Source organism: Paraglaciecola sp. 20A4, from assembly GCF_011378905.1.
GTDB lineage: Bacteria > Pseudomonadota > Gammaproteobacteria > Enterobacterales > Alteromonadaceae > Paraglaciecola.
On the sequence record NZ_WTPY01000036.1, the window covers coordinates 1 to 13,786 of the forward strand.

The following is a 13,786-nucleotide window of genomic DNA, read 5'->3' on the forward strand; positions in this document are numbered from 1 at the left end:
GCCTGAACCTGATATTGAATCGGTGCTGCCATGGAATGTTAAGTTAGGCTAGACGTCTTTTACAAGACAGTTACTGTCATGCTAACGGTAATGAGCATCTATTGAACGGACACTTTTCGAGAGAGGCTAGTGTATTAACTCATAGAAGATTGGAAAATCGATTTTGCCAGAAATCAGTAAAACGAAAATAAGCCGCTTACGATGTGAGAAATGCTCGTACATTTCGATAGTACGAACCGTATACTGGATGTGCTAAGAATGCTTCGATTTAGGTTTATAACTTTCTGGCAAGCTCAGTATAGATAAGTCTAATCTAAAACCCTATTATATAAATATTCCCATGCCAACTGTACGCTGTACATCGGCGGGTAGGAGTAATCTTCCACCTCTACGACCGTATATTTAGGAACTTTAAATTTGGCGTGATGAAATAACGCCATCCAGTCAATCTTTCCGCTCGCTCCTAATTCCTTGTGATCCTTGATGTGCCAACTTAAAAATCGGTTTGGATGCTTTTTTAAATACTCTGCGGGTTTTACGCCTCCAACTTCCATCCAATAAATATCTGCTTGAAAGTAAACGTATCTAGGTTGAGTATTTTCTAAAAAATAATCATAAATACGTGTGCCTTCTACCAGCCTAAATTCATCGGCGTGATTATGAAACGCGAATGTAATACCCTTCTCGCGGCATAGTTTACCTATCGCGTTGTAATAGTCACTATAGCGTTTTAGTTCTGCTTTGGTTTTTACGGATTTGAGTTGATTATTGGATATTGTTAAATATTTTACGCCTGCTTCCTGATGATCATCGACCGTCTTTGACCACCATTTTAGGTTTTTTTCCCAATCATCAGTGTCAGGAAGATCATGAAATGTCATGGATCCTAAAAATTGCATTCCGCTGGCTTCAACTACGGTACGAAATTCCGTTGGTGACATCCCATAAAAAGTACCATCGTTATAAACAAACGTTTCCACATAGCTATAACCCATTCGGCCTAATTCACGTAGGGTGCCTACTGGGTCTTTCAGCATTTTTTGATGAACGGAAATTAATTGGATACCTATATTTTTATCCTTCGGATTAGATTTTATATAACGGGTTTTCCAGAGGCTCTCCCCCGATTTGTCAAACCCTTCAAGTAAAACGTTTGTAGGACTTTGAAAGTTAAATTCGACGCTCAAATAAAAATTACCTAGCATATCCGTATCTTGCATTTTCCATATTTTCTCTGATGAAAAACGTCCGGTTCCTTTGAAAATAACCCCTTCTTGGTTTTGGCCTAACGCGATAATCTTGTCACTTCTAGAATCATAACCAATAAGCTCCGTTAGCAAAGTTTGATATCTTCCATTTTGGTATTGAAGCACTTCAACTTGCATAGATTGATTATCTATTGTTGAAATATTAGTCATTTTAATCGCTGGAAATTTACCAAAGTTTTCGGTGTCCGCATGGTCGCTACTAACCCAATGCCCTGCATATTGATGCAAGCGGTCAGCTTGGGATTCAATTGAATCTTGCGCCAAGAGGTTTTGGTTAAAAAGAAAAGTTAATACTATTGAAGTGATAAATTTCATGTTTCTGACCTATTGTCGATTTTGTATCGTCTTGCTAAAAGGTTAAATTCATTGACTAATGTAAACGACACAGGAGCACGTTTTAACTGCTTTTGTCTTGCTCTTATTGACTTGTTGAATGAGCCCGCCGAGTGGCTAATGGAAGAGTGTCTGTACTTTTAGCCCCAGCAATGTGGCAGATGAATTAAACGGTGTTGTAATAAACATTTATTATAAGGCCCATTTCAATCAGTTGTATCAAGCATATCTAAATGAACTCACCTTGCAAGGAAAATGCACCAATTCCTGAACATATATAGCTGTTTCCCGGGGGAGGTTGTGACCCTAAAGGTTGTGCGTTGTTTCACCTTTAGCTTCAATTTTTTAATCAGTTTGATGGTGCGAAATCGACTGGGTTATAATCCGTTTTGTTCAGATTTTTAGTTAACCCTCGGCTTCCTAAACTATCTCGACTCGTTTTGAGCAGAGTTTTGGCCTGACGAAAAAGAGATACCTTGTCTGCGGTTATGAACTGACCAGGCCGAGCACCTCAAGTGTAAAAAGCTGACGTACTACCCTCATCACACGACACAATATGCGCACCGGATGATGCGCATATTGTGTCTTTATAAATGAAATTTCACTTCATTTTTTTGCGAAGAGGCATTGGCCTTTTTTAAAATCTCTTTCTCCACGCGCAATTGTTTATTTTCTTTGCCCTGAACTTGCAGCTCATGGAGCTCTTTCCAGCGGTAGAGCATGTTAGCCGGACATATCTAATGACTTCCCTGCTTCAAGGACTTAATAGCCTTGCTCTGATACCAGCGCGACTGCCTCTTCTTTGAGTCCCTTTGGTACTGCTTATAACTACGTTTCTGCGTCATGTTAACACCTCAATATTTTACGATTAATTGTTTCTTATTAAGGTGTCTGATTTCATTTAACCTGAACACAACATACTATGACTGTCTTATATGCCCAAAGATAGTAATGATAAGTCTGCGGTTAGATAGTTTTCGCACTAACACCATCGTGATCAACCCCAAAGTAAATAGTGTAATTGTGCTTGGCGCATTAACGTGTGTGTATACCCAGTGACCTGTTATGGCTACACCACCATTAGCGCCTTCGTCAGCAAATGTTTTATCTAAACTATCGCCTCTGCTCAACATCAAATGATAAAAACTAGAATTGATAAAGCTCAACGAATTTGATCCGAGTGGGACAGTGTGCTTTTACTCACTTGAGACCCACTGGGCATGTCTCTTCTTGAGCAATCAAGAAAAGTGAAAGCAGAGACTATAAATAATTACAGAAGCCGGTTTAAGTTACTATTTCGTCTAAGCTGAAGTCAGGTTGCTGGCTGTCTTTTTCGGTATCGCTAATTTGATACTGGCTTCTGGGATTTTGCATCGTAATTTGGTTGTTTTTCATTATTAAACACTCCTTCAAACACAAATTTTTGTAGGTGAATAGAATTAATTAAAAAGTGATTAATGGAGCGATTTTCGCTCTGAGTTACGATCTTGCCATTTTTCTCTACGATGGGTGAGTATCGGTTTATGCAATGAGCGGGTAGTACGATTGAGTTTACGAAATGTGCCATCCACATAATTTTCGATGGAATCAATATCAACGTGAAGATTATATCTATCTTGGAATGTTTTCACTTTGCATCTCCTTTTATATTCTTAGGTCTAAAACTGTTCGTATGTGTTGTATATCGATTTAAAATCAGCAATAGATGTGCCAAATGAGTTGTTTTGTAGTGAATACACCATGGGATAAATATTTTAGCCGCTTATCACCACCGCAGATAAATATTGAGTAAATAGGTTTGGAAAATGTTTTGTCAATAATACTTAATAATGAGGAAAAAATTACACGTTTGTACCTACAGCGAACTTTTTAGGGATAGTTTTACTTAGTAGGAGCTCTGCGTCTTACGATATGAATTAAATGAGCAAAGTGACGCAGATAAAGACGCGTTTGCGAGAGTGCAGCGATACGGGCTATGAGTGCCATAGGCGCACCACTGCACTGGTTGAACGAATATTAGTGGTGTGATTTACTTCTTAAAATAGAGGTAATTAATAATCCCCCTAATACTGCTAGCCCAGTGGCTTTGATAGGATTGGCTTTAACGTAGGTTCTTACCCCAGTTAGCGTACTCACAGCTTTCTGGCGCTGGTCAGAAACCGCTTTGTATAACTTGCGTTTTTCCGTTTCGCTTATGGTGCCTGAAAGTGTTTCTGAAATACTATTTTTATCGAATTGATTGCTCATAAAGTTCTCCTAGGTTTTATTGAATTTGCTGTATTTACAACGCAAGCTGTATGCCACTTAGGCATCAGGGGGCAATTATGTAACTCAGCGTAATGTGCTTTGTATCTTATTTATTGTGATGACAAGAGCAAATCAGTGAACAAGCTGAAAGCCTATTGTTGATTGGGCTTATTTCGTTAAAGTAAGAGATATAGGTGTGCACATCAGAAAACTTAAAGTGAATGAAATGGCAATTATTGTTAAGGGCTCAATACATGAACCTAAAGGCAATCCGTACGATAAATTAATGCACTATTTTATCAATTCCAACAATTCCAACAATTCCATCAAGTTGAGAAAGCAAAGGCTGTTACAAGCATTAACGATGGTGGGGTCATGCTAATTTGGCCTATTGATAGCAGACTTATCGTTAAAAAAGTCAGTAGGGTCAAAAAGTAAATGATAAACGCTATCAAATCCTTCAAGCGATGAGGCATGCGACTTTAGCGGCATACGATCAACTAAGGAATTCAGTAGATAAAACCACACCTTATCACGTGCGCTATTGCGAAGCGGGCGAGGCATTGGATGATGCTTTGAACTTGGTAGCAACAGCAACAGCAACTGCAATAGTCGATAGGGAATTAGCTTAAGCAACTATAGATTACTTGGAAGCGCTTAATAGAGATGTGTTAAGTGCCGCAGCGGAAAAGGCCATTGAAGAGTATTGGGTTAATAACCATTTACGTTAGCAAACAAATAGCGTTTGGATTGGCTACTTTTCATTCACCATTCTAACACCTTGCAATAATTCATCAGAGCAGCTGTCACCATGGATGACAGAAATGTCGCCAGTGGTTTCAAGTACGACAGCACGGACTTGTGCAAAGTCCAAAACGTTTGCTTCGCGAAGCTTGGCAATGAGGTCACTCTCGGCCACACGAGTGGCTTTCAATGCATCATGTAAGATTACCCCATCTTGCATAAGTAAAGCAGGCTTATTTTGCATTATAGACTCAAACGTTGTGGATTTTTTGCGGATAGTTGCAGTGGTATATTGGACGATGAAGAGCATCGCCATAGATAATATTGTCTGCATAAAACTGCTCCAGTCGGTTGACTGGCTTGCTCCTGCCAGTAAAGACCCAATAGCGATTGTCATAATAAAATCAAAATTAGTCATTTTAGATAACGATCTCAAACCATTTACTCGCACAAGTAATACGACCCAGAACATGGCAATCGCCGTTAACGACATTGCTCGCACGAATAGGTCCACTAATGGGTCGTTAACAAACATGGCTACCTCCTTAATTACGTGCGGTTTATGTTATGCAAATTTGGCTTTCAAGAATTTAATTGTAATATGCTAACTATTACCTTGCTCTGTATAACCTTGAAGGCGTTTTACGTAAAGTTGGTTTGTAACAACAATGACTAAAACGGTAAGCGGAGCAGCTAATAATACGCCTGCCATACCCACCATACTCGCTAACAACACTTGAACCAACAGAACCAAAGCGGGGGGTAAGCTTGCAATCTCAGCTTGAAGTATTGGTGTCAGAATGTAACTTTCTACAATCTGTATTCCTGCATACAGAATTGATACATATAGCAATGTATCGACACCGGTAAGAATGCTCACCAAGGCTGCGGGAATAAATGCTAATAGCGGCCCTAGGTTGGGAATGAAAGACAAAAGAGCCGCGATAATCCCAAGTATTAACGCTAAATCTATCCCCAAAGCCCATAAGCCAATAGTTGTAAACAGACCAACCATTATCATTGATGCTAATTTAGCAAGTAGCCAATTGGCTAGAGCTGTCTCACAGCACATTAGTAGATCACGCGCTTTATTTTGATACTGTGGAGGGACTAAATTAAGGCTTCCATCGACATACCATTTAGGATTTATAGATAAAAATATCGCCAGAATGATAGCAAAGACAAAGTTGCCTAAGCCGTTTATCGTTGATGATAATAAGCCAGAGACAGCGTTCATAACGGTACTCATCTTTGGATCATAATCAGTAATTTTATCTAAATTATCGCTAAACTTTCCGATTGAACTGAATTCTGTGAATTGTCCTCTAACGTACTCTAATGCTTCAGGCATTCTGTCGACCAATTCATTCGCCTGAGTTGATATTTTGGGAGCGGCGTAGGTCATTAAAAGTCCTAACAGCAATACAGGAGCAAGCATGGAAATAGGAAGCCATATTTTAGTTGTGATATTTGTCTTTTTCGCTAGCCACCGAGCTGAGCCGGAAAACATGATAGCAATCAATATTCCCCCAAAAGCAATAAGGAAAACTTTGCTGTTTTCTATTATCAACCACGTAAATAGAACTACTGCAACAATCGTAACAACCTGTACAAGTGTACGCTTTGCGACTAACTTAGAATTCATTTAGGCTCCCAATGACTAAAAATATGTTATCTCAATCAAAAATCACATGACTGCTAAGTGACGCATGAGCGTGATTTTTTACCGAAATAAAGTTGCCGATATAAAGCCTAATTAGCAAAGACTAAGCCAAATTGAAAATAAATTGAATTATATTGAAGTACGCTAACTGATCCGGTCACTCTAATTTATAGATAATTCTCAAAACCGTAATTCGCTATAAATGCAGGAAAAAACGCTCGAAAGAATTTAAGTTAGATGCGATCAGTTTAGTACTGGAGTAGCAACATACACGGGCTAAAACCATCGGCAGTTTGGAAGTAAATCCCAATCCAATTACTCGCTCAACCAAAGAGCATGAAACAGGAGCGAGTAAGATGGCAAAATTACTAAACTCGATATTAAGCGCAACAGATCATCTCAATATTTTATAACAGCCAGAGATTGTACTCATATCTTGAGTAACAAAGCCTCAATCACTATGAGCATCTGATGGCTACATTACAAAAAGTAGATTAACCGGGTTGTCCAATCAATACTGACCATGTCATAACATATGAATGTACTGTTATTGGTGAAGTGCCTAATATTCCGTTAAGCACACTTCATTAAAAATATGCAGCATCATAACAACCAATGGTTGTGAGCACTTTTTTACACGCTTTAGCATATGGTACAGGTAATTTATTCCCACAAGCGAAAGCGGCAGTTCTGATAAAAGTTCGTTTCGGCCTTAGATATCGTCCACTCGGACCAGATATGATAGTACCTAAATTTTTAGCTCAAAGGTTGTTGTCTCCAGATGTGAGTCAAGAGCAATAACGCCATAACCAAAGGAGTTAACGATGAGTAATGTGATTACAATATTATTCAAAAAACCGCCCAAGCGAGCGCAGCCATAACGATGCTTGAACAAAAAAGGATTCAGTAACGCAAATATTGCGTTACTGGATAACGAGTCAATTTCGACAGATAGTTTTACCTTGGCAGAGCATTCTCAATTACCAGAAGGAGTTGCTAGCTTCATCGGGCGGTGTCTGGCAGACATTGTTGCAGGCCTTGATGCTGTTTGAGTCGTTGCAACAGGAGATATTTGGGGTAGTGGCTAGAAGTCCATTAGTTACAGCTTTAGCTGCACGCGGCATTATTAGTGTTCACTATAAAAGTAGCGACCCAAAAGACGTAATCAAAGAAACCTTTAAGCACTTTGACTACGTAAAAGTGGCTAGCACGAAACAATACAGAATGTGACGTGGTGAGCGTAGTTCACCACGTCACTTTATTGTAAATTTTTAAGTAATAAATGCTCTATGCAGGCTCGTAAACTCGTGTAGAGCTTAACCTTTTGTTCCACAGCTCTGAAAAATTCCATCTTATCCCGTGAAAACCTGCAGGGTATTTCAAAATTCTCAATCCTATGCTTACAGATACCAGCGTCCCTGCTGTCGTACTCAATCCTTTTGACTTGTTTAGGGTCAAGATTAAGTCTAATTCAACTCCATGTACGTTTGTTTTTGAAAATTAAGTTTTTCAGAAGAGGGATCCTTGATTCGGATGAGCTCTTCCTCTAGTCGGTTGGCCATCCGCAGTGCTACTTTACGATAGTTAGGATCCTTCGCTAAATTAGTCATTTCTAACGGGTCATCTTTTAGATTATATAGCTCATCAGTATCGTCACTTGGATACCAAACGAATTTAAAGTCTTTGTCTCTGATTGCTCTTATGCCAAACCAAGCACCGTTGTACCATTCATATGCATATAGTGAAAAATCTTGTTCGTCTGTGATCGCTGAATCCCCTTGTTCCATCAAAGGTACTAATGAATGCCCGTCAACATCACCATCATCCGGAAGTGACATCCATTGCGCTAATGTAGGCGCTACATCAATCATTGAAACATGGCGGTTGATAATCCGGGGGCTCACACTGGGATCTCGAATAAGTAATGGAATACGCATCAATTCATCATATGCATAGGGACCTTTGTCATAAAGGCCATGCTCACCAATCATACTGCCTTGATCACCAACGAAAACGATGTGTAGATCGTCGTACATACCCACTTCTTTTGCTGTATTAATTATCTCCCCCACAGCGTGGTCTACCATTGCCATAGCGCCATAGTAGTATGCTCGTGATTTACGCCAGTCAGCTTCGGACATATGATCGACGTTATGCCATGGCCACCAAATACCATCTTGGGCCATCGGTTTGTTTACGCGTTTTGAATTGAAATTACCGGGTAACTTGATTTTGTCAGGATCAAACATACTGGCATATGGCTCAGGGACACGATAGGCGGGGTGAGGTTGGTTAAAGCTAATTACGCCAAAAAATGGCCGCGCATCTTTAGCTGCTGCACGCAGAAGTTGTTGGCCATCGCGGACTTTTTCCGCCGCATGGGTGTCTTCATACGTCCCGTCGAGTGTTTGATAGTATTGATGTTTTTCGTTGTTCTCGTCTAATCCTCCCGCATGGTAGTGATCGATACCTTGTTGACGGTCACGGGGCACTCGGGGTTTCAATTGACGCGGCACGGTTTCAGATTTTCCGGTGACGAATTCAGCGCCCCTCAAGCGTGGCCCCTTTGCGCCAATATGCCATTTCCCAACGTAACCTACCATGTAGCCCGAATCTGCAGCACGTTTTATCAATCCACCTTCATTTAAGGATAAGCTTTCAACTCTTGAGTGATATAGCTCGACGTTATCATCCAAGCCGGTTTTATGCCCCCAACGACCAGTAAAGAAAGCCGCTCGTGAAGGTGAGCATAAACCGGTTGTAGACATCGCATAATCAAATCTCGTCGACTGACTGGCTAACTCATCGATATTCGGTGTACTTACTGGACCGCCGCGATAGGAGAATGTGTCGAAGCGCATATCATCAAACATCAGAATAAGCACATTGGGTTTTTTGGTTACGCCTTTGGTTGGCTCTTTAGCAACAGACACGCTTGTTGTACAAGCCAGCAGTGACACTGCTCCTATTATGATGAAGGAATGTTCAATTAATCTTAATATTTTCATCTTATGCTCCACTCAGTTTCTGACTCTAAACTAAAAATCCAATCTTTTTATTTCAACAAAGTATGGGCCTACGGGCAGTCTTTTATCTCTGATATAAGCATGAAAATTACCATCGCCAGCGGGCAAGTTAACATCATTAAATGTCACCGTCTTTTGGCCTTTAGTCAGATTTTTCGATAGATAAACGGTGCCATATTTTAGGTAAGCTATGGCATTGTCTGATACATCAGGCAGATCGTAAGTTACTTGATAATGACCCTTGAATGAGTGCACGCGCCAGTAGCCTAATTGATTATCTTCAATCACTCTTGGGCCACCATAGTCAAATCGCGAGATAACTCTTGGCCCACCCCAGTCAAACCTAGACAAGTGCACCGATGGTTCGGCTGGATTGCCCAGTGAAATGCGTTCTATTCCTGCCGCAGCGCGTTCTTCGGTAACTTCATCAAACCAATTCTCGTAACGTAAAAGCATGGCGTCTACTATTTCTGGGTGCTGCTTGGCAATATTAATACGTTCACTTGGATCTTTTTGTACGTCATATAACTCTAAGTTCTTGAGTACGTTTTCAAGTACGAAGTCGGTTGGTTGATGAACTATACCGTGTGGAAAAGGATGAGGGCTAACCAGTTTGTACTTTGGCGTTCTTAAGGTGAAGTGCATATATTTAAAGGGCGTTGGGCCATAATGTAACTGGACAAAAAAGTCTCGATCCTCAAGACCTTGGTTGTCATTTTCTGTCCACAGCGGTAACAGGCTTTGGCCATCGATGTGGATATTTTTTAAGGGTTGTATTTTCGCTGCATCAAGCAGAGTTGGAAATAAATCCATAACCGTGCCCATTTCTGAGGTAAGGGTATGAGGTGCAATCTTACCTGGCCATTTCACATAAAAAGGAACGCGTATACCGGCATCATAAACACTGGTTTTGGTGCCTCTTAGCTTTGCCATCCAACGATCTGGAATTGAGTCATTTTTAGTGCGGCGCTGACGTGGACCGTTATCTGACATAAATATAACGATGGTATTTTTCTCAATACCAAGTTCTTTTAGTTTGTCTAGAACACGGCCGACGTTGTAGTCAATACTGGTGATCATTCCATACACAAGTGCGTTGTCTTCATGCAGACCCATTTTGCGAAATGGTTCAGCTAGTTTGTCCGGTACTTGTAACGGTAGGTGGGGAAGGTTGGTGGCTAAGTATGTTAAGAATGGTTTATCGCTTTTCTGTTCGATAAAATCGATTGCCGCATCAGTGAAGATATCGTCGCTATAACCTTTATATTTCTCAGAAACATTATTATGTTCAAGAACGGGATCAAAGTAAGTATTACCTGCGGGCCCAGCCGCTTGGCCGATACCACCGCCTTTATTTACTACGGCTTCTTGAAACCCTTGGTCAGTTGCGCGCATTGGATGATTATCACCCAAATGCCATTTGCCAAAGATACCCGTTCTATAACCCGCTTTACTTAGCACTTCGGCGATTGTCGTTTCTTCGCCACGCATAAAGTGATCAACCTGAGTCACTGCGGTTACACCTGTTCGATATGGGTAGCGGCCTGTCATTAAACCCGCTCGCGTGGCCGAGCAATTTGGATAGGTGATCAAATGCGTCATCTCTAACCCTTCGGCTGCGATCCTTTCGATGTTAGGTGTTTTGAGATAGGGATTGTTATGGCTACCAATATCACCATAACCTTGGTCATCCGTCATCATAATGACGATATTGGGACGCTCGTCAGCATAAACCTTAGGAACAATAAGTATTAATGCGACAACGAGCAGTTGCAGCGCACATGAACTTGTCCAAATTACTTTCATCTTACCCACCTTCTTATATTAGCTAAATGTTACATGAGCATTTTTAACTAACGACTTATCGATAAACATCATATGAAGTTAAAAATAATGTGTTTTTAAAGATTACACATTATTTTAATGCAATTCCACATTAATATGTTTATCCTATGTAAAATCTGTTAATAAAATTGTTGTTTTGGGTACGTATAATGAAAATTATTAATGTTAAAGCGTACGGCTTTTGGGCTGGCTTTCGAAATATCTGCTTAGTTAAAGTCGAAACTGACAGCGGCTTCTATGGTTGGGGCGAGTCAGGATTGTCGGGCCGCGAAAAAGCCGTAATCGGAGCTGTCGAACATTTCAAACAATTTCTTATAGGAAAAGACCCTTGTCAGATTGGTGCTTTATGGCAAGAGATGTATCGAAGCCAGTATTTTGAAGGTGGCAGAGTGCTTGCTGCTGCAATCGCCGCAATTGATATTGCATTGCATGATCTGGTGGCTAAATCTTTGGATATACCGGTTTATCAATTGCTTGGGGGGAAACAAAGAAACGCAATTCCTTTGTTTGCTACCAGTGTGAAACCAATGGGACAGGCGTTGGTTGATGATTTAGTTAATTTGAAGTCACAAGGTTGGCAAGTGCTTAGAGCCACAACGGGGGAGCATGGTAACCCTGAGTCAGCATCTACTTTTGAGCCCAGAGAGTCCATCTCATCAGTAGCAAAGTGGATGACAATAGCTCGTCAGGAATTAGGACCAGAAGTGACATTAGGGATAGATTATCACCATCGATTATCCGTGCCAGAAACGGTTTCTTTTATCAATAGAATGCCCAGAGGCACTTTGGATTTTATAGAAGAGCCTATTAGGGATGAGTCACCGGCGGCATATCAATCGCTTAGGCAAATGATAGATACGCCCTTTGCTATAGGAGAGGAGTTTACCAGCAAGTGGGATTTCGCTCCTTTTACTCAGAATGCATTAACCAATTTTGGTCGGGTGGATATTTGTAACGCTGGAGGATTAACAGAGTCAATGAAAATTGCCGCTCTGTGTGAGTTAAATTATATCGATATGATGCCGCACAATCCTTTAAGCCCACTTTGCACGGCAGCTTCAGTTCATTTTTGCGCCGCGATTAATAATCTTGCGTGGCTAGAACATCCCCCTTATGACGGTTCAATGGAAGACTATGACAAGTATTTTCTTAATCGTCCGACGGTGCTCGAAAATACGTTAAAGGTGAATAGCGCACCGGGCTTAGGTGTGGATGTAAATGAAGACTTAATACGCAATTTACCTTTCAAATATTGGGAAGCACCGCGTCTACATAAAAAAGACGGTTCTTACACTAACTGGTAATGATCAAAAAAGGCTTAGGATAAAGATTATGGCAAATCAAGTAAGCATTGCGGTTACAGGTAATGAAAAAACAGCACAGGGTAAAACGCGCAAACGTTTTAACATGCTGCTGTTAATATTTATAACCGTTGTAATTAATTACATGGATCGCACTAATATATCAGTTGCGGCATCGGCTTTGTCCGAGGAGCTATCACTGACCTCGGTACAAATGGGGCTGGTCTTTTCCGCATTCGGTTGGACGTATTCTATCTTGCAGATCCCGGGTGGAATTGCGGTGGATATCGTTAAGACACGGATACTATATCCGTTTATTTTAATCGCATGGTCCCTAGCGACATTGGTTCAAGGTGTTATTTCGTCTTTTACGGCTCTAATTGGCTGCAGAATGGCGATTGGTGTATTTGAAGCGCCTTCTTATCCGTGTAACAACAAAATTATTACTTCATGGTTTCCTGAAAGCGAGAGGGCATCAGCAATCGCGGTGTACACATCAGGGCAATTCATCGGTTTGGCTTTTTTAATGCCTTTATTGGCTGTGATACAAAACTATTTTGGCTGGCGTGGACTGTTTATTATTTCAGGCATAATTGGCATTTTATGGGCCGTAATTTGGTACATTTTCTACCGTGACCCTAAGGATCATCCAACGATCAGCCAGCAGGAATTGGCGCTGTTAACCGTTGAGCCAGGGGTAAATGAACCCCATGCAAAAGATAACAAGATTAAGTTTGATGCCGCGAACTTGAAATTAGCCTTTGGCCATAAAAAATTATGGGGGATATACATCGGACAATTCTGTCTTGGCGGAACCTTAATGTTTTTCTTAACGTGGTTTCCAACTTATCTTGTCGAGTATCGAGGGCTAGATTTTATTAAGTCGGGGTTTCTTGCATCTGTCCCATTTTTAGCTGCTTTTTTTGGTGTACTCGTGTCGGGGTTCGCCTCTGATTTTCTGGTACGAAAAGGCGTGTCCAAAGAGGTCGCGCGCAAAGCGCCTATCATTATCGGACTGATGCTTACTATGAGCATTGTCGGTGCTAATTACACAGATGATACATTTTGGATTATCACCTTCCTGTCGATTGCTTTTTTCGGGAATGGTTTATCTTCTATTGCATGGGTGTTTGTCTCGCTTATTTCTCCAAAGCAGTTGGTCGGTCTTGTCGGTGGATGTTTTAACTTCATTGGCGGATTGTCAGCGGTCATTGTACCGATAGTTATTGGTTGGTTAGTTAAGGACGGGGACTTTAAGCCTGCCTTGATATTTATTGCTTCATTGGCCTTGATTGGCTGCTGTTCATATCTGTTTCTGGTTGGTAAAGTGGAACAAATTCAAACTGAAAAATAACGTAA

At 40.8% G+C, this 13,786-nt stretch carries 10 protein-coding genes; 2 read left to right on the forward strand and 8 right to left on the reverse strand.

All coding sequences use genetic code 11. The features are described 5' to 3' along the window. Nucleotides 1–308 precede the first annotated feature (308 nt). The 8 genes from GQS54_RS20570 to GQS54_RS20610 all read right to left on the reverse strand — a co-directional run bounded on the left by GQS54_RS20570 (nucleotide 309) and on the right by GQS54_RS20610 (nucleotide 11,087). Nucleotides 309–1,583: a sugar phosphate isomerase/epimerase gene (locus GQS54_RS20570; protein WP_166425798.1), complete on the reverse strand. Its 1,275-nt coding sequence runs from the start codon at nucleotides 1,581–1,583 to the stop codon at nucleotides 309–311. Nucleotides 1,584–2,521: 938 nt separating this feature from the next. Continuing rightward, nucleotides 2,522–2,767 (reverse strand): hypothetical protein, encoded by a 246-nt coding sequence (locus GQS54_RS20575; protein ID WP_166425799.1) that lies wholly within the window; start codon nucleotides 2,765–2,767, stop codon nucleotides 2,522–2,524. A gap of 288 nt (nucleotides 2,768–3,055) precedes the next feature. After that, nucleotides 3,056–3,232: a hypothetical protein gene (locus tag GQS54_RS20585; RefSeq protein ID WP_166425800.1), complete on the reverse strand. Its 177-nt coding sequence runs from the start codon at nucleotides 3,230–3,232 to the stop codon at nucleotides 3,056–3,058. A gap of 385 nt (nucleotides 3,233–3,617) precedes the next feature. Continuing rightward, entirely contained in the window at nucleotides 3,618–3,848 is a 231-nt protein-coding gene (locus GQS54_RS20590) for a hypothetical protein (protein ID WP_166425801.1), read from the reverse strand. 754 nt (nucleotides 3,849–4,602) lie between these two features. Beyond that, on the reverse strand, nucleotides 4,603–5,127 hold the full coding sequence (locus tag GQS54_RS20595; RefSeq protein ID WP_166425802.1) for a YetF domain-containing protein: 525 nt from the start codon (nucleotides 5,125–5,127) through the stop codon (nucleotides 4,603–4,605). Nucleotides 5,128–5,196: 69 nt separating this feature from the next. Beyond that, entirely contained in the window at nucleotides 5,197–6,237 is a 1,041-nt protein-coding gene (locus tag GQS54_RS20600; RefSeq protein ID WP_166425803.1) for an AI-2E family transporter, read from the reverse strand. Nucleotides 6,238–7,721: 1,484 nt separating this feature from the next. Beyond that, a complete protein-coding gene (locus tag GQS54_RS20605; protein ID WP_166425804.1) occupies nucleotides 7,722–9,263 on the reverse strand; it encodes a sulfatase-like hydrolase/transferase in 1,542 nt (513 codons plus the stop codon). Nucleotides 9,264–9,293: 30 nt separating this feature from the next. After that, nucleotides 9,294–11,087: an arylsulfatase gene (locus GQS54_RS20610; RefSeq protein ID WP_166425805.1), complete on the reverse strand. Its 1,794-nt coding sequence runs from the start codon at nucleotides 11,085–11,087 to the stop codon at nucleotides 9,294–9,296. A 188-nt stretch (nucleotides 11,088–11,275) separates the two neighbouring features. On the opposite strand from GQS54_RS20610, the gene GQS54_RS20615 reads away from it, so the two are divergent. Together GQS54_RS20615 and GQS54_RS20620 are read left to right on the forward strand one after the other, a co-directional pair. Next, nucleotides 11,276–12,430: a mandelate racemase/muconate lactonizing enzyme family protein gene (locus tag GQS54_RS20615; RefSeq protein WP_166425806.1), complete on the forward strand. Its 1,155-nt coding sequence runs from the start codon at nucleotides 11,276–11,278 to the stop codon at nucleotides 12,428–12,430. 28 nt (nucleotides 12,431–12,458) lie between these two features. Further along, complete coding sequence (locus GQS54_RS20620; RefSeq protein WP_166425807.1) at nucleotides 12,459–13,781, forward strand: MFS transporter; 1,323 nt, start codon at nucleotides 12,459–12,461, stop codon at nucleotides 13,779–13,781. The last annotated feature ends 5 nt before the right edge of the window (nucleotides 13,782–13,786 follow it).

Excerpts from the sequence above, each read along its gene's own strand:
- GQS54_RS20570 (WP_166425798.1), bottom strand. The coding sequence starts at position 1,583 with ATGAAATTTATCACTTCAATAGTATTAACTTTTCTTTTTAACCAAAAC.
- GQS54_RS20590 (WP_166425801.1), bottom strand. The coding sequence starts at position 3,848 with ATGAGCAATCAATTCGATAAAAATAGTATTTCAGAAACACTTTCAGGC.
- GQS54_RS20595 (WP_166425802.1), bottom strand. The coding sequence starts at position 5,127 with ATGTTTGTTAACGACCCATTAGTGGACCTATTCGTGCGAGCAATGTCG.
- GQS54_RS20600 (WP_166425803.1), bottom strand. The coding sequence starts at position 6,237 with ATGAATTCTAAGTTAGTCGCAAAGCGTACACTTGTACAGGTTGTTACG.
- GQS54_RS20605 (WP_166425804.1), bottom strand. The coding sequence starts at position 9,263 with ATGAAAATATTAAGATTAATTGAACATTCCTTCATCATAATAGGAGCA.
- GQS54_RS20610 (WP_166425805.1), bottom strand. The coding sequence starts at position 11,087 with ATGAAAGTAATTTGGACAAGTTCATGTGCGCTGCAACTGCTCGTTGTC.
- GQS54_RS20615 (WP_166425806.1), top strand. The coding sequence starts at position 11,276 with ATGAAAATTATTAATGTTAAAGCGTACGGCTTTTGGGCTGGCTTTCGA.
- GQS54_RS20620 (WP_166425807.1), top strand. The coding sequence starts at position 12,459 with ATGGCAAATCAAGTAAGCATTGCGGTTACAGGTAATGAAAAAACAGCA.